This window comes from Rhodopirellula sp. UH5, assembly GCF_056839225.1.
This window is the reverse complement of record NZ_CM166390.1, coordinates 6,210,866-6,233,494: the sequence shown is the minus strand read 5'-3', so window position 1 is coordinate 6,233,494 and position 22,629 is coordinate 6,210,866. Positions and strand designations below refer to the sequence as shown.

The 22,629-nt window shown below is 57.7% G+C and carries 16 protein-coding genes; 9 read left to right on the top strand and 7 right to left on the bottom strand.

Features of this window, described 5'->3' with window-relative positions:
• Nucleotides 1–22: 22 nt before the first annotated feature.
• The 3 genes from UH5x_RS22230 to leuB are packed head-to-tail and all read right to left on the bottom strand — an operon-like array spanning nucleotide 23 to nucleotide 2,696.
• A complete protein-coding gene (locus UH5x_RS22230) occupies nucleotides 23–556 on the bottom strand; it encodes an NADPH-dependent FMN reductase (RefSeq protein ID WP_047814924.1) in 534 nt (177 codons plus the stop codon).
• A gap of 46 nt (nucleotides 557–602) precedes the next feature.
• Complete coding sequence (locus tag UH5x_RS22225; RefSeq protein WP_047814925.1) at nucleotides 603–1,562, bottom strand: phosphatidate cytidylyltransferase; 960 nt, start codon at nucleotides 1,560–1,562, stop codon at nucleotides 603–605.
• Between the two features lie 54 nt (nucleotides 1,563–1,616).
• A complete protein-coding gene (leuB, locus tag UH5x_RS22220; protein ID WP_047814926.1) occupies nucleotides 1,617–2,696 on the bottom strand; it encodes a 3-isopropylmalate dehydrogenase in 1,080 nt (359 codons plus the stop codon).
• Between the two features lie 356 nt (nucleotides 2,697–3,052).
• Between leuB and UH5x_RS22215 the strand changes: the two genes are divergently transcribed.
• The 3 genes from UH5x_RS22215 (at nucleotide 3,053) to UH5x_RS22205 (ending at nucleotide 6,167) form a co-directional block, all read left to right on the top strand.
• On the top strand, nucleotides 3,053–4,342 hold the full coding sequence (locus tag UH5x_RS22215) for a glycosyltransferase family 4 protein (protein WP_047814927.1): 1,290 nt from the start codon (nucleotides 3,053–3,055) through the stop codon (nucleotides 4,340–4,342).
• Between the two features lie 109 nt (nucleotides 4,343–4,451).
• A complete protein-coding gene (locus UH5x_RS22210; RefSeq protein ID WP_482633719.1) occupies nucleotides 4,452–5,723 on the top strand; it encodes a hypothetical protein in 1,272 nt (423 codons plus the stop codon).
• An 84-nt stretch (nucleotides 5,724–5,807) separates the two neighbouring features.
• Nucleotides 5,808–6,167 carry a hypothetical protein gene (locus UH5x_RS22205; RefSeq protein ID WP_482633718.1) on the top strand — a complete coding sequence of 120 codons (360 nt, stop codon included), beginning with the start codon at nucleotides 5,808–5,810 and terminating at the stop codon, nucleotides 6,165–6,167.
• Between the two features lie 93 nt (nucleotides 6,168–6,260).
• Here the strand turns inward: UH5x_RS22205 and UH5x_RS22200 are convergent, their stop codons facing one another.
• Nucleotides 6,261–6,824 carry an elongation factor P gene (locus UH5x_RS22200; RefSeq protein ID WP_047814929.1) on the bottom strand — a complete coding sequence of 188 codons (564 nt, stop codon included), beginning with the start codon at nucleotides 6,822–6,824 and terminating at the stop codon, nucleotides 6,261–6,263.
• A gap of 306 nt (nucleotides 6,825–7,130) precedes the next feature.
• Here UH5x_RS22200 and UH5x_RS22195 point away from each other — a divergent pair, with 306 nt between their 5' ends.
• The 4 genes from UH5x_RS22195 to UH5x_RS22180 all read left to right on the top strand — a co-directional run bounded on the left by UH5x_RS22195 (nucleotide 7,131) and on the right by UH5x_RS22180 (nucleotide 15,400).
• On the top strand, nucleotides 7,131–9,704 hold the full coding sequence (locus UH5x_RS22195) for a serine/threonine-protein kinase (RefSeq protein ID WP_482633717.1): 2,574 nt from the start codon (nucleotides 7,131–7,133) through the stop codon (nucleotides 9,702–9,704).
• Between the two features lie 129 nt (nucleotides 9,705–9,833).
• The gene (locus UH5x_RS22190) at nucleotides 9,834–10,763 is read left to right on the top strand and encodes a GGDEF domain-containing protein (RefSeq protein WP_482633716.1); all 930 of its coding nucleotides are present in this window, start codon (nucleotides 9,834–9,836) and stop codon (nucleotides 10,761–10,763) included.
• A 480-nt stretch (nucleotides 10,764–11,243) separates the two neighbouring features.
• The gene (locus tag UH5x_RS22185; RefSeq protein ID WP_482633715.1) at nucleotides 11,244–13,916 is read left to right on the top strand and encodes a PSD1 and planctomycete cytochrome C domain-containing protein; all 2,673 of its coding nucleotides are present in this window, start codon (nucleotides 11,244–11,246) and stop codon (nucleotides 13,914–13,916) included.
• Nucleotides 13,913–15,400, top strand: coding sequence for a DUF1501 domain-containing protein (locus tag UH5x_RS22180; protein WP_047814933.1), 1,488 nt, complete (start codon nucleotides 13,913–13,915; stop codon nucleotides 15,398–15,400). Before UH5x_RS22185 ends, UH5x_RS22180 begins: the two co-directional genes overlap by 4 nt.
• Before the next feature lie 11 nt (nucleotides 15,401–15,411).
• On the opposite strand, the gene UH5x_RS22175 is transcribed toward UH5x_RS22180, so the two are convergent.
• Entirely contained in the window at nucleotides 15,412–16,701 is a 1,290-nt protein-coding gene (locus tag UH5x_RS22175) for a Gfo/Idh/MocA family protein (RefSeq protein WP_482633714.1), read from the bottom strand.
• Nucleotides 16,702–16,848: 147 nt separating this feature from the next.
• A complete protein-coding gene (locus UH5x_RS22170) occupies nucleotides 16,849–18,087 on the bottom strand; it encodes a PQQ-binding-like beta-propeller repeat protein (RefSeq protein ID WP_482633713.1) in 1,239 nt (412 codons plus the stop codon).
• Nucleotides 18,088–18,218: 131 nt separating this feature from the next.
• Here UH5x_RS22170 and nagA point away from each other — a divergent pair, with 131 nt between their 5' ends.
• Together nagA and UH5x_RS22160 are read left to right on the top strand one after the other, a co-directional pair.
• Nucleotides 18,219–19,418 carry an N-acetylglucosamine-6-phosphate deacetylase gene (gene nagA, locus UH5x_RS22165; RefSeq protein ID WP_482633712.1) on the top strand — a complete coding sequence of 400 codons (1,200 nt, stop codon included), beginning with the start codon at nucleotides 18,219–18,221 and terminating at the stop codon, nucleotides 19,416–19,418.
• Nucleotides 19,419–19,690: 272 nt separating this feature from the next.
• Nucleotides 19,691–20,872 carry a DUF3500 domain-containing protein gene (locus UH5x_RS22160; protein ID WP_482633711.1) on the top strand — a complete coding sequence of 394 codons (1,182 nt, stop codon included), beginning with the start codon at nucleotides 19,691–19,693 and terminating at the stop codon, nucleotides 20,870–20,872.
• A gap of 721 nt (nucleotides 20,873–21,593) precedes the next feature.
• Here the strand turns inward: UH5x_RS22160 and UH5x_RS22155 are convergent.
• Entirely contained in the window at nucleotides 21,594–22,619 is a 1,026-nt protein-coding gene (locus tag UH5x_RS22155; RefSeq protein WP_482633710.1) for an acyl-CoA desaturase, read from the bottom strand.
• Nucleotides 22,620–22,629: the final 10 nt, after the last annotated feature.

Below are 22,629 nucleotides of genomic sequence, written 5' to 3'. Positions count from 1 at the left end.
GAGGATCGCCTGGCGACGATGCTCACACGTTGAGTGCGTCGCTGATCCGCAGCGTTTCTTCCACCAGCGTGTCGACTCGCCGAGCGATTTCATCATCGGCCAACGAATCGCCTTCGAAGGACTCGCCGGTTGCGTAGACAAACCGCGGCACGATCAAGCAGCGGAAATCCAGCATCAGGCTGTTGGCCAACCCCATCACGGACATGTAACTGCCCTGGCCACCGGCGGCCAACAACAAGGCAACCGTTTTGTCTGTCCAGGCTTTCCCGGTGAGCTCCACCGCGTTTTTGATCGCCGCGTTGACATCGTAATTGTAAACCGGAGAGGCAATGAAAATCGCTTCTGCCGAACGCACCAATTCGCCCAGCGCAATCACCTCTTCGTTGCCGTACGCCGTGGCACCATCGCAGGGTGGCAGAGTCCGCACGGACAGGTCAAACACTTCCACTTCGCGGCTCTGCCCACGCAGTCGCTCCGCAACCGATCTCGCCAGAATTCGGCTGCGACTGGTGGGGTGAAGGCTGGAACTGATGACGAGATGCATGCCCTGGCTCAATCGAAAGTGATGTTGGCTTGGAAGAAGAACTCAGACGACTGAGAGTTCAAGTGAAGAAGAATCGTGTGACGTGATAGAAGATGGGAGCGGCGAAACAGATGTTGTCGATCTGGTCCAGAATCCCAGCGTGCCCCTGCACCAGGGTGCCCGTGTCAGTCACACCACGGTCTCGTTTGATCGCACTCATGGTCAGCGTGCCCATGCTCGCCATCGCGGTCACGACCACGCCCATCAGCAACGCTTCCCACCAGAAAAACGGCGTGGCCCACCGAAGCAGCGCGGCGATCACACCGGTCGACATCATCGCCCCCAACACGCCTTCCCAGGTTCGCGAAGCGTTGATATCGGGAGCGATCACGTGACGCCCGGCCAGCTTGCTCCACACTCTTTCCAGGGTCAGCGACAACTGAGCGATCAAGACGAAGAACATCAACAAGTTGACGTTGCTGCCCGTCCAAGGTTCGCCACCCGTCCGAACCAACTGAAGATCCAGAAGCGCCGGGGCGTGGGACAGCGAATAAACACACACGAGCAGCCCGGCCTGGATCTTCGCACAACGTTCCAGAAACCGCTTGGCATCGCCCGCGATTGCAGCCCGAGCCGGAATGAACAGGCTGGCATAAACCGGAATCATGATGCTGTAAAACGGATAATAATCATCGCCCAGACCAATCAGGATGTACTGCAGCGGCGTGAAGATGAAGAAGATCCAAAACAGCGTCCGGTGGTCGCCACGTCGAGTCGGAGTCATCGATATGAACTCTCGCAGCGCCCAAAAGGACACCATCGAAAACAACACCACCAACCCGATCCGATGGATCAAGGAACCGATCACAAAGATCGCCACCATCGTCCACCACACTCGCAATTTGGCACGAAATCGCTTGACGACCGCGGCATCCACCGCGATCGAATCGTTGCGGCCAAGCAGGAACGCGACCAACGTTGCGATGGCCAGCGCCGCGAGAATGACCGCGATCAGGATGTAGGTGGTTGTATCTGGCAAGGTGATCTTCGGAGTGAGAGGAACCGACTCGACCAGCAGAGTTTCTGCATTGGTTTAGACCGTCAATTTCGCAACCACAGCTGCGCCCATCTCGTCGGTCGACACGCTTTTGGATTGATCGCCACGAGCCAAATCAGGGGTTCGCAGGCCATCGGTGATCACGGCCGCAACCGCAGCTTCGATGGCTTCGGCTTCCTCGGTCAGCCCCAATGAATGCCGCAGCATCATCGCAGCTGCCAAAATGGTCGCCAACGGGTTGGCGATGCCTTTGCCGGCGATGTCCGGTGCCGATCCGTGAATGGGCTCATACAATCCAGGCCCACTGTCGCCCAGCGACGCACTGGGCAGCATGCCAAGCGACCCGGGCAACATCGACGCTTCATCGGTCAGGATGTCGCCGAACATGTTGCCGGTGACAACCACGTCAAATTCCGAGGGGCGATTGATCAAGTGCATCGCCATCGAGTCGACCAGCACGACGTCATACTGCACGTCAGGAAATTCATTGGCCATGACTTCCGCGGCCACACGTCGCCACAATCGACTCGGTTCCAAAACGTTGGCCTTGTCGACGCTGGTCAATCGATTCGAACGTCCGCGAGCGGCTTGAGCAGCCATGCGGACGATCCGTTTGACCTCGCCAGCGGAATAGGTCATCGACTGGAACGCGGTTTCATCGTCGCCACTGCCGGAGGTGCCCGACTCACCAAAGTAAATCCCGCCGGTCAGTTCTCGAAAAAACAGGATGTCGGTGCCTTTGACGATGTCCGCTCGCAACGGGGACGCCTCGGCCAACTCATCGAACAACTTGATCGGGCGTAAGTTGGCGAACAAACCCAACTCCTTGCGGATTTTCAACAACCCGGCTTCTGGTCGAGTCTTCGCCGACGGATCGTCCCATTTCGGCCCGCCAACCGCTCCCAACAAAATCGCCGCGGACTCACGACAGGCGTCGATGGTCGCCTGAGGGAGTGGGTCGCCAGTCTCGTCAATCGCGATTCCGCCAATCTGGTGCGAACTGAACTGAAACGTGTGTCCGAATCGCTCCGCCACCTTGGCCAGGACCAAACGGGCTTGCTCGACGATTTCAGGTCCGATCCCGTCTCCGGGCAACAAAACGATGGAGGAATTCATAAGGTCTGACGCGGGGCTGAGTTGGCGTGGGGGAAAACAGGAAAGACGCATGATTTTTGGAGCACAGAACTTAGCTGAATCGCAGCGTTTCCCCCAGGGTCCTGGACACTCAATCATCACAACCAGCACGACCGTCCAACTCCCCTGCAATGCGTCGGAAGCCGCGGAAGTGCTCCACACACGGGGGCGATCTCTAACCCAAACTTGAGAAGTGTCGCCTCACGTGAGTGCCTCCTTCACGCGAAACCAGACTTTGCCACTGCCATCCGGCACGTGTCCGCACCGCGGCGGATGAGTCCGTTCGGCATTCCTGTCCGACACCTCCCGCACACCCGACACCTCCAGCACGCCCCAATATGCAATCGACCACCAACTCCAACTTCTCGCCCGTCACCGAGACCGTCATTTCGCCGGTTGCTTCGTCCGCCAGCGTTGATATCGCCAAGGAAGCGTCGTTTTCTGCGGCCAGTCTCCCGTCGGCTTTGAGCATGACTCGTGAAGTCCGCGTGCTGCATGTCGTCAACGGCGAGCACTTTTCGGGTGCCGAGCGCGTGCAGTCTCACCTGGGACGCTGCTTGCCGGATTTCCACGTCACCGCCGATTTCGCGTGTGTCAAACCCGGACGCTTCGCCGAGATGCTGGAAGAACGCCAAACCGGCGTCGCTGGTGAAAACTGGGGACAATGCCACCGTGTCCCCATGCGACACCGCTTGGACTGGACCGCGGTCAAACGACTCGCACGCGTGATGGCCGAAGGCGAGTACGAACTCCTGCACGCACACACACCTCGCACCGCGATGCTCGCCTCGGCGGTTTCGAAGTGGTCGGGCCGACCTTGGGTGTACCATGTCCACAGCCCCGCCGGCCGGGACTGCGAACGAGCCTGGGCAAACCACATCAACGCCTGGATTGAGCGTCGCTCACTCGCAAATTGCTCGCATTTGATCACCGTGTCCAACAGCCTTCGCGAAGACACGCTTCAACAAGGTTTCCGTGCAGACCAAGTCACCGTCGTTCACAACGGCGTGCCCGCCATCCGTCCCGCTCGGCAGAGCAAACCGACGATCGGTAGTCACTGGACCATCGGCATGATCGCTCTGATGCGATCCCGAAAAGGTTTGGAAGTCGTCCTGGATGCCCTGGCAATTCTGAAGCATCGCGGCATCGAAGTCACGCTGAGGTGCATCGGACCGTTTGAAACCGAAGCTTACCGACAACAAATCGACGCTCAGATCACCGAGCTCGGGATTGGTCATCTGATCGAATGGGTGGGATTCACCCAAGATGTTCCTGCCGAACTCGCTCGCCTGGATGCGATGGTCTTGCCCAGCCTGTACGGCGAAGGTTTGCCGATGGTCGTCCTGGAATCGATGGCCGCCGGAACCCCGGTCATCGCCACCTCGGTCGAAGGGACACCCGAAGCCATCCGGCATGGCATCGAAGGCGTTCTCGCCGAACCTCGCAGCGCAGACTCCTTGGCCGAACAAATCGAAGCGATGGTTTCCGGTCAACACGATTGGCAATCCATGTCGGATTTCGCCGTGACGCGGCATCACCAAAGTTTCAGCGATCACACGATGGCCAACGGCATCGCCAAAGTCTATCGTCGCGTTCTGGAGCCATTGAGCCTCCCCAGCAACGGTTGATCCCGGTGCAAATTTCCGCCTCGCAGGTGCCCGTTCGCTTGGTACGATGAACCAAGCGGCGACCGAACCGCGTTTCTGATCACAGCTTTCTGAATCGGCGGAAAAAACGATGCGAAGCTTCACCGGATGGACCTGCCCTTCCAACCCGTCCACCAATCACCTTGCAAGCTTGGCATCGGCTTGGTTGCTGTGGGCAATGATGGCGACCAGCCTGCTGGCCCAACCGCCACTTCACGTCGATGGCCGCCGCGGTCCCTATCACGATCACGGTCGTCACGGCGGGCCATCCGGCGAGTTTGACTTGGTCGAACCCACCGGTGCGGTGACCGGGAGAATTTCTCTGCATCGAGACCAACTGATCTATCGACACGGCGACGGTCGGCAAGTCGTCTACCGACGCAACGGACGCTACGACACTCCCGACGGACAATTCCTGGGCTACTACAACACGCTGCTCGCCCGAGTCCTGAAGTTCCCACGCAGCGGGTTCGGCCACTTTCTTTACGCCGACCTCGACGACTTCACTCCCTTCCCGCAAGCCTCCTACCGTTTGCTGCACCCCGTCGACGCAGGCCCGATTGGCGGCCCCATCGTTGGCCCTTGGGCGGGCGGCTACATGACCCACGACATCTCGGTTTATGGCGGTGGGCTCGGATTGCCTTGGTTGGCCCCGGCACCTGCCTTCGGTTGGGGCATGAACGCCGGTCCGCTTGGGCCCATGCCGTTTGCCCCCTTTCCTCTCAATCCGTTGCCACTCAGCCCCATCCCACTGAATCCCGGCCCAGTCCCAATCGACACTCGCCGGGTTGCGTTGCCCGACCTCCCGCCTGCCAAGATTCGGTTCACCAACAGCAGCCAACGAGACGTCAACGTCACCCTGTCGGACGCTCGCCAAGCGGGCCTGTCGAAGACGTTCCGACTGGGGCCTGCTGAAACGCACGACATGAAACTGCGACGCGATGCCGGTCACGAATGGGTCGAAACCTATGAACTGCTGTCACCGGACGGCCAGTGGATCACCCGCGAAGTCCGACACTCAATCCAACCGCAACCTCGTTACGAAATCGTCGTTCACGAATGGCGGGTGCAATCCGTTGCGATCGATCGCACCGCGCGGGGCAACAATCGGATCGAAGACATCAACATGCAAGGCAAAGGCATCGGTCGCTTCCTCTTGCCACCGGGCCCCGAACTCACCGACCAAACCATCGATGTTTTTCAATCCGCGAGAGCCATGCAAAACCAAGGCACCGTGACACCTTTGATTTCGGACGAGCAAATCCAAGAGCAGTTCCGTCCCAGCGATCGAGTCTCACCGTTCGAACGAGCCCTCCTCCAACAACAACGAGCGATCCAACAAGCCCAGCAGGGACAACGTTAGGAACCGCATGGCAAAAAACTGATCTTTGCCGAGCAAGAGATGACGAGAGACACCAATTTGTCCGCCGTGAAAATGACAATCAAAATGCAAGTCGAATGGTTGGGATGCATTGCCGTTGCAGCCTCCTTGCTGGTGGGATGCCAGAAAACCATCCCCGAAGGAACTCCGGTTCCCAACAACGTGGTCGAGCATGAAAGCGACGACGCCATCGAACGTTACATGCAAGCCCAAGATCAAAACTCGCGACAAATGGCGGAGCAATACCAAGAGCAGGCGATGGCCGACCCCTCGATGGCCGGCCCCTCGATGACCGAGCCTTCTTTGATCGAGCCGCCCACCAACGGCCCGCATTCAGCCGACCCGGATACTGCGACCAACCCTGCAGACGCTGGCCGGCAGGATCCCCCGCCAGCCGTTCCCCCAGTGACCGTCGACATCATCTGACTGCCAAGGCTGCATTGGATTGGCAGCGAGGGCCCCCGTCGGCGAGGCACCTGCCAATGGGAGCAGCAGAACAGACGAAGAAACGTTTCCGCGTCACGCTCGCGAAAGAAATTGGCCGGTTCGCGAATCAACCTTCAGTCGTTCGCCTTCCTTGATGTACTCGGGAACTTGAATGACCAACCCGGTTTCCATGGTGGCGGGCTTGGTGCGTGACGTGGCTGAGTTGCCCTTCACACCTGGATCACACTGAGCAATGTTCAGCTCCACGGTCGCTGGCACTTCGATCCCAACGCAGGCGTCGTTGTAGATCAATGCCCGGATGCCCTCCAGGCCTTCCGTGATGTAAGGCATCTGCTCTTCCGCATCCTCGAGAGGGATTTCGTACTGCTGAAAATCCTCTTTGTCCATCACGTGCAAGAACTCCGTGTCGGTGTACATCATTTGCACATCCCGGCGAGAAAAATCCGCTTCTTGAAGGACTTCGGTGCCCTTCAGAGTGATGTCGACCTTGTTGCGGGTCATGACATTCCGAGCCCGAAACTTGTACAGCGTTGCCGCGCCTCGAGCAGACGGCGACTGAACCGACATTCCAACGATCATCACCGGGTTGCCATCGTGGACCACAACGGAACCGGACTTCACTTCTTTCGCGAGCATGATTGATATCAAAATGGGAGAAGAGGATTTTTGAGAAACGTAATGCTCGCTCAAACGAAAGAAAAGCCCGGATCCTGGCTTTTCATCAAGCGGGCGTGCCACCGCTCCCCGCCCTACAACTCGCTCGATCCCTGCGACCGTTGCAACGGTTCTCTGTGAAAGTGGCAGACGGTTCGGGGGTTCGCTTTCGAGAAACTTCGGCGACTTTCGGTTCACGGGAACGACCTACGGTTGCCATAGCAACGAACCCGTTGGTCGCGAATTCAGATCAACACGGCACCGTGAGATTCCAAAGCAACCGTCGCCATGAACGCCCCTGACGCATCCCATCCCGAATCGACCGGCAACCCCGGTGCGTTGGCGTCTGATGTCAACAGCCTCGATTCAAACCGCGAGCCGACTGACCGTTGCGGCGATGGCTCCTCGAGCGATCCCGGCAACCAGAACGCTGGCTCCTCGCGAAAAAGTCGGTCGCGTTCACGACGTCGTCGACCAGCGAATGCCTCCCTATCCCATCCCATTCACGAAGAAACGATCGGTGCGATCTCCGGCGATCGTTCGTCTTCTTCTGCACCCCTCCCTGGGTCCAAGGATTCCGTCAGCGTCCCCGTGTCCCGGTACGAATGCCTCGAAGAGGTAGGGCGAGGCGGCTGGGGAGTCGTTGAGAAGGCTGTCGACCGACAACTCGATCGAGAAGTCGCGGTGAAACGATTCAGTGACACCGATGATGTCACGGAACTAGAGCGACAACGTTTTCTGAACGAAGCCAAAGTCACCAGCCAACTTCAGCACCCAGGGATTGTCCCCGTCCACGAAATGGGCGATCAGCATGACGCGTTCTACGTCATGAAGTTACTCGATGGCGTCACCCTCAGTGAGTTCATCCAACAACATCACCAAAGCGATCAAACCCGCAATCGAAAGACCCAACACCAATTTGGCGAATCACTCGAACCGTTGCTGCAACGGTTTGTTGATATCTGCAACGCCGTCGCCTACGCACATCAGCGAGGAATCATTCATCGCGATCTAAAACCCTGCAACGTGATGATCAGTGGCTTCGGCGAGACCGTGGTGCTTGATTGGGGATTGGCCCAATTCGTCCCATCACCAACCGGCTCGGCACCCGCCCGATCCAAATCATCCCAGCCCACTCGGCAAGCTGATCTTTCGCTGCCCTTGGAACCTCACGGTACCGTGCTGGGCACCCCAGCGTACATGTCACCGGAACAGGCCCGTGGAGAGTCCCACCGGATCAATCCCTCTTCGGATCTGTATTCCTTGGGCGTGATTCTCTACACCATCATCGCTGGCCGAAATCCGTACCATGGCCAACCTGTCAAGCAAATCTTGGAACAAGTCCGCCGATCATCTTCCCCTGACTTGCGAACGGCTCAGCCGTTGGTTCCCAAACCACTGCTCGCGATTGTTCGCCAAGCGATGTCATCGTCGCAACACGACCGCTACGACAGTGCCGAGGAACTGGCAAGTGAGGTGCGCCGTTTCATCGCCGGCGATTCCGTTTCCGTCCACCGCGAAAGCATGATTGAAAAAGGAATGCGATGGTGCCGGTATCATCAAGGCATCGCCGCCACCGTCACAGTCGCAGCCAGTGCGTTGCTAATCGCGACGATCATATTCGGTCTGGTCATCCATCAATCTCATCGCACTGAACGCTTGGCCCGTGTGGATGCCCAACGCGCTCACCGCGAAGCGATCATCAATCTTGGCGAAGCGATCGACGCGACCGACACATGGCTGAATGAACTCAGCGGGTCCCTTCAATTTTATCCCGGCATGGCGGCGATCCGTTCGAACCTCCTCGATCGAGCAATTGAACAATACGATGAAATCGCAATCCAAAACCTCAACGGCTCAGCCTCGCCCCTCTCCACCGGTGAGTTGGACGATTTCGATCTGTCGAAATCCAGCCGGCAAACGGAGCGTCTGACGTTGCTGCAACACGTCAAAACTCAACTCCGATTGGCCGACCTCCACCGGATCACTGGCCACCCCGAGCAAGCACAGCAGCAGTATGCGGTTGCGGAGTCCCTGCTGAGCAATCAACCCGATCTTGGCAACCAACTGCAGATCACCCCCGTCTCCACGACCGCTCGCCAAGATCCACTCGAAACTCAATTCGAACTGGAACGGATTCATTCATTGACCGGGCAGTTGCTCCTTCAAGATTCATCATCGACTTCGATTCCAACCCAACGTCTCTTGGCGGCCCGACAATGGTTGCTCCAACGCCTCGGCACGTTCGCCACTTCCTCCAAACCTGAACACTCGGGTCGCATGGATCCGACCCTGGCGAAAACGGCAGCCATCTACGCACAACTCGAACTTGCAATTCAAATCCAGTCGGATCCATCCCTCCATCCCGGACTGAAGGATGCCGCCTGCTTCCAACACGCCATCGATGTCGCTCGCCGACTCGCCAAACTTCAGGGAACAGTCGGAAACCTCCGACGATCGGAAACCATCCAAACGAACCACTGCCTCCAACTGATGGATGCTGATTCCCTCACGCTCGCTGAACAGGGATGGTCGCAGTTGATTGGTGACCTACAAGAATGGCTGGATTCGGCCCCGGACCGCATCGATCTTCTGCAATCCCGTGCCCGTGCCTTGCACCAGCGAGGCAACTGCCGGGCTCGTTTAGGCAAGCAAACCGAAGCAGTCGCTGATCTGAAAGCGTCCCTCCAGATGCTCGCCAAGGCTTCGCGACTGACGGAAATGGATCCCGACCAAACCCAGCGTTTGCATCAAACTCAACTGGATTTGAGACGTCTTCAAGCCGCAACCATAACGATCACCCCGATCGGCACGATCAACAACACCGTCGCGGTTGACACAAATTCCGACGAGTCAGACTGAATGCCGTGACGCTGTGTTCCAAATGAGAACACCGTAACCCATGGTTGCAAGCAAGCCCAAACAATGGTGACAACCGTCGCCGTGCAGTCGTTCCACGGGTCCCCCTCAAATATGCATGGAGCAGGTCAGATGACAACCGTTGCCCACCCAGCCAGCCAAACCATCCCCACTGGCCTCGATGCTTCAGAAGCGACGCTGCGACAACAGCCAACCGTTCCAACATGCGAATCGAACAACGAGTGCTGCTTGGTACAAATCTATCCGCCGGACGTCATCGAAGGCATGCTGCTTTTGGAACAAGACGAGTTTCAAATCGGTCGATCCCCTGATTCCGATCTGCCACTCTTTGACAACAGTGTTTCTCGCCAGCACGCCATGCTGATTCGCGGGCAAGACGGCTACCTCATCCGCGACCTAGGCAGCACCAACGGAACCCTGATCAACGAAACCGTGATCCAGGACGATCGCAGCTTGGAAAGTGGCGACACGGTCCGCATCGGCAGCTTTCTCTTCCGGTTTCTTTCTGCCGACAGCGTCGAGACGCAGTATCACGAAACGGTCTACAACGCATTGACACGCGACGCGCTCACCGGCGCCATGAACAAACGGTTTTTGACCGAAGCCATGGACCGAGAACTGTCCCGTTCGTCGCGTGCCAAGCTCGAGATGGCCGTCATCATGTTGGACATCGACCACTTCAAATCCGTCAACGACACGCACGGGCACTTGGTGGGAGACGATGTCTTGCGAACCTTTGGACAACGCATCCAAGCACTCTGCCGAGCCGACGACATGTTGGCTCGCTATGGCGGCGAAGAGTTCTGCTTGCTGCTCGCCGCGACAGGTCGCAAAGACGCGATGGAAATTGCCGAACGCTGCCGAGCAACGATCGCTGACACACCCTTCGCAACTTCCATTGGCCCACTTTCGATCACCGCCAGCTTTGGCGTCTCTGTTTTCGATCCCGAGCAAATTCAATCGGTCAAAGAGTTGATCGGGTCAGCCGACCAACAACTCTACGAAGCAAAGCGTTCAGGTCGCAATCAAGTTCGCGGCTGATGGCTTGCTGCCACCAACTTTTGCAAATCCGACCAAAGAGGTCGGCAGGAGTCTTTCGGCATCCGAACTGTTTTGGCAAGCGTTGTTGCTCGCTAACGCTGGACTGCTAAAAGTTTGGTGTTATGGAACGCATTCGTTTGCGCAAGTTTTCATCCCGGCAGGGATATCAGAGAGTAGCCGTCGGTAAGCGATCGCGCCACCGACGGACCTGTAGCCCGCGTCGCCACTCTCCATCCCGCCGTGGCCATGGGCCACGGCGGGATGGAGAGTTTTTTGGGAGGCACGGTTTCCGGGGGTGTGCTGCTACGCAGCGACCCCCGGCTACCATCTGACATCCCTACCGGGATGAAGAAAGGCAGAAGCCGGAAGAAAAATTGCATCCGCTGTTGGATTGCCTGAGTAAACAAAAAGCTGGACTGGGGCCATCGGTTGGGGTTACGCTGTGGGTCTCCCACCTCCCGCGAAGCAGATGTCCCACCTATGTCGCGCCCCATCCTTGCCGTCCTGGCGATCGTTCTCATTGGCTCCCACCTGCGAGCTGATGTGGATTACGACGCCGATATCAAACCACTCTTCCAAGAGAAATGCGGTTCCTGTCACGGCGTCCTCCAGCAAGAGGGCGGACTCAGGCTCGATGCCGGGTCCCTGATCCGTGGGGACCACGATCCCAACGGCCTGCTGGATTTGGAACACCCTTCCCAAAGCGAACTGATTCGACGAGTCGCCTCTTCGGATCCCGATGTGCGAATGCCGCCCGAAGGCGAAGGAACGCCACTGTCGACTCAACAGATCCATCAACTGACCGGCTGGATCGAACTCGGCGCCCCCAGCCCGCCGGACGAAGTGATCATGGAATCGCCGTCCCAGCACTGGGCCTACCAGCCTCCCACCCAACCCAAGCTTGCGACCGACGTTCCTGAACCATGGTCGGCGAACCCCATCGACACCTTGATGTTCGCCCAGTGGCGACAAAGCGGTTTGGATCCCGTTCCACCAGCGGACCCTGCGATTGCTTTGCGACGCCTGCACTTGGACGTGACGGGATTGCCACCGACGCGAGCCGACCAAACTGAGTTCGCAACGGATTCTTCGAGCGAGGCTTGGCGAGAGCGTGTGGATCGATTGCTGGACGATCCCGCCTATGGAGAAAAATGGGGTCGGCACTGGATGGATGTGTGGCGATACAGCGACTGGGATGGCTACAGAAACGAACTCCGTGGTAGCCAGCGACACATCTGGCATTGGCGAGATTGGATCATCGAATCGCTGAACGTGGACAAAGGCTACGACCAAATGATCCACGAAATGGTGGCCGGCGATGAGGTCGCCCCCGAAGACCTCGACGTGCTGCGTGCCACCGGGTTCCTGGTTCGGAACTTCCACAAAAGCAATCGCGACATTTGGTTGGACGCAACCGTCGAACACACCGCCAAAGCGTTCCTGGGAATGACGATCGCCTGCGCTCGATGCCATGACCACAAGTACGACCCCATCTCGCAGCAAGAGTACTACGCGTTTCGAGCGATCTTCCAACCGCACCAAGTCCGCACCGAACGTTTGCCGGGAGAGCCCGACACAGCCAAACTCGGGCTTCCGCGAGCCTACGATGCGGACCTGGACGTCCCGACCTACTTGTACGTGCAGGGCAACGAAAAGAATCCTGACAAGGATCATCCGATCGCCCCCTCCGTCCCGGAGATCGTCGAACTCCCCTTTGCGATTGAACCGGTCGCGCTGCCAAATCTCGCATCCAATCCTTTTCTGCGGGACTACATCGAAGCCGAGGAAATTGCCACTGCACAACAGAAACTTCAGTCGGCCCAGAAATCACTGCAATCGTCCAATGACAAACAGGACTCGATCAAACGGCAACAACTCACCGTCGCCGAAGCAAACCTGAAGTCCATCCAACAACGTTGGGCCGCAACCAGAGCCAAGTTCGCCGGCACAAGTTCAAACCATGACGAATCGGCTGCCGATCCGACGCCCGCTGAAGCCCTCGCCGTCCAAGCGGCCAAGTCCGAACGAACGCTGCATTTCCAGCAAGCATTGCTCGACGTGCTGAAGCAGCGCAACGCGGTGGCGACCGCTAAAGATTCCAAGGAAACAGACGAGACCAAAAAGAAGTCTGCCCTCGATGCGGCCAACAAAAAACTGTCCGAACTCGAGAAGAAGTTGGTCGATGCTTCCGTTCAACTGGTTGGCAACGACGGCAAGTTCACCCCGGTGGGCAAGAGCTACCCGTCGACCAGTAGCGGGCGACGCACTGCACTCGCAGAGTGGATCACCCATCCAAGAAACCCGCTGACCGCTCGCGTTGCCATCAACCACATTTGGACGCGTTACTTTGGCCAACCGCTGGTTTCCAACCTCGACGACTTTGGTCTCCGATCACCACACCCCATCCACCATGAACTGCTGGACTGGTTGGCCGTGGAACTGGTCGAAAACGACTGGAGCATGAAGCACATCCATCGGCTGATTGTCCAGTCACGCACCTATCGACTCGCTTCGTCGGCGTCGCAAGATTCAGAAACCACGTTTGCCAAGAACGCCGAGATCGATCCCGACAACCTGCAACTTTGGCGAGCCAACGTGCGCCGTTTGGAGGCCGAACTGGTTCGCGACAATCTGCTTTCGATTGCTGGGACGCTGGACCGATCCAGAGGCGGCCCCGACATCGATTTCAAAAAGGGCGAAACGACGCCGCGACGAAGTGTCTATTTCCGCCATGCTTACGAGAAACAGATGCCGATGCTGGTCATCTTCGACGCAGCCAACCCGACCGATTGCTATCGACGTTCGGAAAGCATCGTCCCCCAACAAGCACTGGCGCTCGCGAACAGTCCGCTGGCGGTCGATCAATCTCGCCAGACCGCGGCGCGACTCAGTGCCGACGTCACGGACGACCTCGCCTTCGTCTCGGAAGCCTACGCCGCGATCCTGGGACGCGAACCCACCGACAGTGAACGCTCCGCCTGCGAATCGTTCTTGACCCACCAAGCAACCTTGCTGGCCGATCCTGATCAGCTTTCTCCTTCAACCGGTGCGGCCAAAACCTCCGTTCCGCCAGCGACCGATGCGAACCTTCGCGCACGTGAAAACTTGGTTCACGTTCTGTTCAACCACAACGACTTTGTAACGGTGCGATGAGCATGCAATTTGGAAACAAAGGCCCCCATCCATTCTCCGAACGTCACCGCCGTGGCTTCCTGCAGGATCTCGGGTTGGGATTTGGAAGCATTGCACTGTCCAGCCTGCTGCAGGGTGACTCGGTCGCACACGGCGACGCCCTCGCGGAAAGCGAACTGAAGAAGATCGCCCCGAAAGCCAAGAGCGTTATCTGGCTGTTCATGATTGGCGGCGCCAGCCACATGGAGACCTTTGATCCGAAGCCACAACTGAACCAACTGGCGGGCAAAACGATCAAGGAAACACCCTACGCCAAAGTCCTCGAGTCCCCCTACTTGGCCAACGAACGCGTGGTCGCGTTTGACCCCAACAACGGATTCATTCGCAACGAAATCTATCCCCTGCAAGTCGGCTACGCACCGCGAGGCGAAAGCGGGATCGAAATCAGCGATTGGTTCCCGCACGTCAGCAGCTGTGCCGATGACCTGTGCGTGATCCGGTCAATGTGGACCGAGGACAGCAACCACGGCGCTCAACTGCAATTTCATACCGGACGCCATCGCGTCGACGGCTTCTTTCCCACCATCGGCTCCTGGGCGACCTATGGACTGGGCTCACTCAACGAAAACCTGCCTCAATTTGTTGTGATGGGAACTCCTGTCGCCGATTGTTGCGGCGGCCGTGAATGCCATCGTGCAAATTACTTGGGCCCGCAATTCGACGGCATTCCGCTGGACATTGATTCAGACATCCCGCTCCCTTACGCGGCACCACCCGGTGGCGTGTACCAAGAGGAACAAGCCGGCGAGTTTGAACTGCTACGTCAACTGAACCAAATCTCGTCGGAGCAATTCCCGAGCGACGAAGCGCTGCGAGCCCGAGTCCGCTCCTACGAATTGGCGTTTCGAATGCAGACCGCGGTCCCCGACGTGGTCCGACTGGAAGACGAAACCGCGTTGACTCAACGAGAGTACGGGTTGGACCAACCTGAGACCAAAGTCTTCGGACGTCAGATGCTGACGGCTCGCCGATTGGTCGAACAGGGCGTTCGGTTCGTCCAGGTTTACCACGGCAGCAACGGCGGGGCAGGGCAGTGGGACAACCACAAAGGTCTCAAAGCGGGACACAGCAAATTGTGCAAACAAACCGACCAGCCAATCGGTGCCTTGTTGAAAGACTTGAAACAACGCGGACTGCTGGATGAAACCCTGGTCGTTTGGGCAACGGAATTCGGACGAACTCCCGGAGCTCAATCATCCAACGGTCGCGACCATCATCCCTACGGATTCAGCGTTTGGATGGCCGGCGGCGGAGTGAAGGGCGGAATGACGCACGGTGCGACGGATGAAATTGGATTTCACGCCGTTGAAGACCGCCACTATGTGACCGACATCCACGCCACGATTTTGCACCAACTGGGACTGAACCCGCACGAGTTGGTCGTCCCCGGTCGACAACGACTGGAAAAAGATTTCGGTCACGTCATCCACGACGTGCTCGCCTGAAAACGAACGGTCTAAGTCCAGTCGCGTTTCGCACGGCTGCGCAAACGGTTCGCTTCATCGTCGTCCACAAACGTTTCCGTTTGGGGATCAATCGTGAGCGTGCGATTCAAAATCCAAGCCAGCGCGGCGGCGTGACAAGCAACATGCGACCGACGCATCACGGTTGAATTGCAAGTCGCCTGTTCTCGAGTCTTGATGCAATCGAAGAAGTTCCGTGCGTGGGCGGTGACGTCCAAACCACGCACACGCTCAGCGCTGGAAAGCTCTTTTTGCAGGGCAGGTGAAGACGCCACAATCTCACCTTCATCGCCCGTTTCAATCGAGCCATCCTCACCGATGAACCGCACCGGGCAGGTCCCCAAACGAGTCAGCCAACGCGGGCTGCGATCACCAAACGGCTCCTCCAAGAAGTCCACTTTCAACTGAACGCCGTTGGCATACGTGCACATGATCGCGGTTTGCGAAGGCTCGTACTTCACAGGCATCGTGTCATCGGCGCCCGCGGCCCACTGGCAAAGATCCAGCGTGTGAGCTCCCCAATCCAGCAAACGCGCACCGCTGTCAAAGTCGTACTGACCACGCCAACGACCATCGACGTACTTCTGGTTGAATGGACGCCATGGAGCAGGCCCCAACCACATGTTCCAATCGCAAACGGCTTCGTCCGGTGTCGGTTGAGCGGGCAACCAAGTGTTGTCGAGAGTCGGCAGGTAAGCCGTGGCCTGCAACTCTTTGAGCTGCCCGAGCTTTCCTGACTGAGCCACTTGCACCGCTTGAATGAAATTCGGCACGCTCCGCCGCTGCGTGCCCGCCTGGAAGATTCGACCCGTTCGCTGGAACGTCTCATCGAGTAGCTGGCAATCACGAATCGTGATCCCACACGGCTTTTCACTGTAGACATCCTTGCCAGCCTCAGCGGCCAGGATCGATGCGGCGGCATGCCAACGATCGCCGGTTGCGATCAAGACCGCGTCGATCTCATCCCGCGCCAGCAATTCTCGAAAATCGTGATAGAGCATGCAGTCTTGATTGCCGTAATGGTCGTCCACCAACTTCTTTCCCGCATCACGTCGCGACTGTTGCACGTCAGCGATGGCGACACATTGCACATCCTTGAGCTTCAAGATCGCTTTCAGATCGTAGGTGCACCGAGGCCCGATCCCAATCACCCCCAGCGTGATCCGTTCCGACGCTGCGACAGAATCGCCAGCCCCAAGTGCCTGAGAGGAAACGAAAGCGGGAGTCGCGAGAGCCGCCCCAGCGGCCAGTGTGGTGGACAGAAAGCTGCGTCGATCGGTCATGATTTCGGTGGGGAAGGCGTAGCCGGAGGGATTTGCTAGCGAGACTGCAATCGTGGAACGAGTCGCCATCTCAGCAACATGTCTCTCATTCTAATGACTGAGAACACACCGATGGCCATCAAGTGCGTCAAGATCTTCCCGCCACTATCACAGCTTGATGCACAGCACTTCTTGGTTGTCGCGGATGTATCCCAAACCATTGGCGATTGAAAGGGATTGACGTGTCCTGCCAAACAGCTTGGATCTGCCCAATTCTTCGTATCCATCCGGCGAGACCTTCACCAACACCAACTCCCCGTCCATCGTGGTGATCCAAAGCTTTCCGTCGGCCAGAACCAAATTGCCTTTGCCAAACCGAGTCTTCCGCCAAACTGTCTCGCCGGTGCCCGCATCAATGCATGTCAGGTGTGTGGTTGGCCCGGCTGCTCCCACATTGTCGAATCCGTAGAGATAACCATCGACCAACACCGATGTTTGCCATTCATTTCGCATCACGCTCTTGGAATCAACACTGGCCCAGTGCTCTTTGACCTCAAACTTCCCACTGGCCTGCTCAACGTCAATGAACACGCAACCATGGTTCTCGCCAGCCGAGATGAACACGTCGCCGTCCACCGAAACCGGGTTCGCAGTGTTGCAGGCGTAGGGCGTTGGAAAGTCATACGTCCACAACACCGCTCCGTCGCTCGGGTCGATCCCCAGCGTTTTGTCGCCCGTCAAGCTGACAACCTGCTGTTCACCAGCGACTTCCATCAACGTTGGCGATGAGTAGCCCGCTGGTCCGCTGCCTGCTGACCACTGGAGTTGACCGTTGGCGATATCAAACGCCGCCACTGCCGTGCCGCTGCCTCCCACGTGCACGATGACCGAATCCCCGACCACCAATGGGGACGACGACATCCCGTATTCGGATTCTCTGGCGCGGCACGCCTGCAAGGCATCGGTCCGCCAAATCAGTTCGCCCGTCTTCTGATCGACCGCGCACAAGACACCATCGCCCGTGAACGCATAGACGACGCCACCCGATACCGCCGCGGTCGCACGAGGCCCATCGCCTTGACCGTTCTTGTACTCCGCTGCCAAACCGGTTTGCCAAGCACGCTCGCCGGTTTTGGCATCGAAAGCAACGAGCAACTGCTTGCCCGAATCATTCATCGTGGTGATCGCCAAGCCATCCGCAACCGTGACCGCTGACATTCCCACACCACCGGGTACTCGCCAAACAACCTCGGGGCCTTCTTCGGGAAACGCGTCGAGCAACGCAGTCTCGCTGGACGCACCATCACGTTTTTCACCCAAAAACTGAGGCCAATCGGCGTGCGTCCAAGAACAGCCCACGATCGTTGTCAGCAAAACGTGGAGACTTCGGTGAATCAAGGTTCGCATGCTGTGTCTCGGACGGAGCGATCAAAAGGAAAAGCCGACCAACATGATAGCGCAATTGGTCACCTCGAGCACATCTCACCAACGGTATACTTCTCGTTCCCACCGGCCGTCCTCCAACCCAACTGCAATTTGTGTCCCATCTTTGCTTTCTCAACGGCACTGCGATCTTGCCCGACCGCTTGCTTCCCGATGCGGTCATCGTCTGCCGAGACGAACGAATCACGTACGTCGGAACCGCACGCTCTCGCGTTCCCGCCTCCGCGAAAATCATTGATGCCAAAGGCGGCTACATTTGCCCGGGCTTTGTCGACATCCACATTCATGGTGGCGGCGGTGCCGATGTGATGGACGGCACTCGAGAAGCGGTCCACACCGTTTGCCAGTCCCATGCTCGCCACGGAACAACAACCATGTTCCCAACCACCAGCACTGGAACCGACGATCAAATTCACGCGATGTTGGCAGCCTGCGGCGAAGTCCGCGACACTTGGAAGACCGATTGCGGAAGCAAGATCGGCGGTGTGCATCTATACGGCCCGTACTTCGCCAAGGGAAAAACAGGCTGTCACGACGAGTCCGTTTGCCGTGCTCCCAAGGCAGCCGAATACCGCCGCTACTTTGACTCGGGCATCATCGGGATCGCAACCTGCGCGGCGGAACTTCCGGGAGCGGCGGCGTTCTATCAACACGCGACGAAACGAGGCTGCTTGGTGACGTGCGGTCATTCCAATTCCAGTTGGAACGAGATGGACGCTGGATTCAAACGTGGCATGCGACACGTCGACCACTTTTGGTGTGCGATGAGCAATGTGTCCTCGGTCCGCAAACGACTCGGGGTTCCAATGCAAGGCAGCATGCTGGAGTACGTGTTGTCCAACCCAGAGATGAGCACCGAGGTCATCGCCGATGGGATGCACCTGGCACCGGAGCTCCTGAGTTTTGCTTGGCGAATGAAAGGCAGCGAACGCTTGTGCTTGGTCACCGACTGCAACCGAGCCCTCGACATGCCGCCGGGGAAATATCGATTTGGCCCGGAAGCGGACGGCTCTTGGTTCACCAGCGACGGACAAGTCGGCTGGGCATCGCCCGGTTCCTTGGCCAGTTCCGTGATGGGAATGGACCACATGGTTCGCACGATGCACAAGCTCGGAAATGTTCCCCTGCAAGACGCCGTTCGCATGGCATCCCTGACTCCCGCCGAGCGAACCGCAATCGATCAACAAGTCGGCAGCCTGACCCCAGGCAAACAAGCCGACATCGTCTTGCTGAGCAAAACCTTGAAAGTGAAACAGGTCCATATCAACGGCGAACGGTGGTCACCGAGTCGCTAAGACAATCTGAGTTAACCGACGCATTGAGCAGGGTGACGAAAGCGGTTGAAGGCGGACTCGGTTGCAATGAGGCTTGGCCGTTGAGGGTTGCCTGACGGAACAGTTGGGGACAACTGTTCTACTCTGGATTCACCCCGCTGAATCGTCAGTCCGATCCGCCGCAGAGCCTTCAGGGACTGGCTCCGTCGCATTGTTACAAAGTGTTTGGCCCTCCGATGGACGCGTTGGGTATAAAATTCAGAAAACACAGTCCCCCGAATCCTCGATCGCAATTGAGAAACATGAATCGACCGTCACATCTCCCCCGTTGGATCGCAGTCGCCACCGGTTTAATTTGCTGTTCAACCGCCCTCTTGAACGTCCATGCTCAAAGACCGGGCGGACGACGAGGCGCTCCCACGGTCGACGAACCGTTTGTTGGCATCACGACGTCGAACGGTCCGCAGAAAGACCTGTTTTCGATCGAGTCCACCGGTGTCACCACGGAACCCGTTCGTGTCGCAGCCGATGCCTTCCTGGCAGGGCTGACCAATCAGCAACGCGAGCGAACCGTCTTCCCGGTCGACGACACCGAATGGAGAAAGTGGGACAACCGACACAGCCCCAAACGCCAGGGGGTGGGCTTCGACGAGATGACCGAAGCACAACGAACGCTGGCCTTCGAAATGCTTCAGCAAAGCCTCAGTGCCAAAGGGCTGAAGAAAACCAAAGACATCATGAAGCTGAACGGCACGCTCGGTGAGTTGGCGAAGAAGCCCCAGGAATACAACGAATGGCTTTACTGGATCACCGTGATGGGGAAACCATCCGAAACGGAACCCTGGGGATGGCAACTCGATGGGCATCACGTCGTCATCAATTACTTCGTCTTGGGCGACCAAGTCGTGATGAGCCCCGTCTTCATGGGTTCCGAACCCGTCGAAGCCAAGCAAGGCAAATTCGCGGGAACGATCGTGATGCAGGACGAACAAGACAAGGGTTTGAATCTAATCAAGCTGCTGAGCGAAGGGCAGCGTTCCGAAGCGATCATCATGAATCGCAAAGACGGCAACAACAATCTGACAGAAGCCTACAAGGACAATGTCGTCCTGGACTATGCGGGGATTGTCGGTTCAAAGCTCGACGAAACGCAGAAAGATGCTCTGCTGCAATTGATCGAAGAGTACGTCGGCAACATGCGAGAAGGACACGCAAAAGTGCGAATGTCCGAGGTGAAGCAGCACCTCGACGAAACCTACTTTGCCTGGATCGGCGGAACGACTGACCAAAGCGTGTACTACTATCGCGTTCACAGCCCGGTCGTCTTGATCGAGTTCGACCACCAACGCCGCGTCGCTCCGTTTCGAACGTCCGAACCGACGCGTGATCACATTCACACCGTCATCCGGACTCCCAACGGCAACGACTACGGCAAAGACATCCTACGCCAACACTACGAATCGCATTCGCACTGAACGCGATATTCGCGGAAGCAAGTCGGCAGGAATGATCCGGCATCACCGAGGGATGCCGTTTGAGTATTAGCCTGGGCTGCTAAATTTTGGGGGGTTGTGGCGGCCATGCGTTTGCGCAAGTTTTCATCCCGGTAGGGATTTCAGATGGTAGCCGTCGGTAAGCGATAGCGCCACCGATGGACACGCCCCCCACGCCGCCACTCTCCATCCCGCCGTGGCCAATGGCCACGGCGGGATGGAGAGTTTTATGGGAGCTCGTTTTCCGGGGGTACGCTGCTACGCAGCAACCCCCGGCTACCATCTGAAATCCCTACCGGGATGAAGAAAGACAGAAGCCGGAAGAAAAATTGCATTCGTTGTCAGAACGCCAATAGCAAACATTTCGCAGCCCAGCGTTAGGCGGACAGTGAAAACCTGAGAGACGACACCGTTCTGGACTGCGAAGGTTCTGTTCCTCGACTTCGCCCCAACGGGGCGGTCCTAGTGGTCTGTCACAGCTAAAAGTTAGGGTTGATCGTAGTGGACGAGGCCACGAGTCCTTGGATTTGACGCCAGTTCAGGACTCGTGGCCTCGTCCACTACCCTAAAAACAAGTCCTGACAGACCACGAGCGCATTTTGGGACTCTTTGTTAGGGCTGCCCAGTTGGGGCGTGGGACAGAACCAAAACCAACGACGCTTCCCAAAACGGATCCCATGCCGAAAGACTCCTGCCGACCTGCTTAGCTTTCAGCTCCGCTTTTTCGCACGTGGCGAGGGCGGATGATGTGGGTTGCCAAACCGAGGGCTCCGAACAACCGGATCACGTAGTAGTTGGGGTCGATTTCCCACCAGCGATGTTGAACCGACGCGCTCGCCGGATCCGCGTGATGGTTGTTGTGCCAACCTTCGCCCGCGGTCAGCAAGCTGACAAACCAGTTGTTGCGACTGTCGTCCGTCGTTTGGTAGTTCCGGTATCCAAACACGTGCGTGAACGAATTGACCGACCACGTGATGTGCCAAACCCAAACGGTTCGTGCGATCACTCCCCAAACAAATACGCTGGCCGCCATCTGATAGGCGTCTGCATTGTTGCCGTAAACGAGCATTGAGATCCCGACGGCCAACAACGCATACACAAACGCGTGAGCGAGATAGAACATTCCCGCTGGGCTGGGCAGTTTTTCAATCCATCGGTAATAGGGGTCCGACAGAATATCGCGGGCATACTTTTCGTACATCGAAAAAGTCGCCATGCGTGTCCGACTTTCGTGAACCAGCCATCGCACGTGGGCCCACACGAAACTGATTCGCGGCGAGTGGGGATCTTCCGCGTGATCCGAATGACTGTGGTGCATGCGATGCCAAGCCACCCAGTGCGCCGGCGTTTCTTGAGCCGTGCACATGGCCAATGTCACCAGCGTCCGCTCAAACCATTTGGGTGACCGAAAACTACGATGCGAAAGCATCCGGTGGTAACCGATTGGAATCGCCAATTGCCCGAAGACAACCACTCCAATCACAAACGCGGCGACGCCGGCCCAAGAAAAGAAATAGGGAAGCAGCACCAACAGCGTCAGCAAATGCAGGGTCACGAAAAAGATCGTGTAATCCCAGCGAATCGAGCGTTTGGTTGGATCGCTGTAGGTTCCCGCCTGGGCAGGCGAGCTCGCCGAGGCAAGACTCTGAGAATCGGTTGGCGTCTGCCAATCAGCCTCTGAATCGCTCTGGCCCGGATTGGTTGGGATGGTTGCCGCCTCAGTCGTCATTCTGATACCT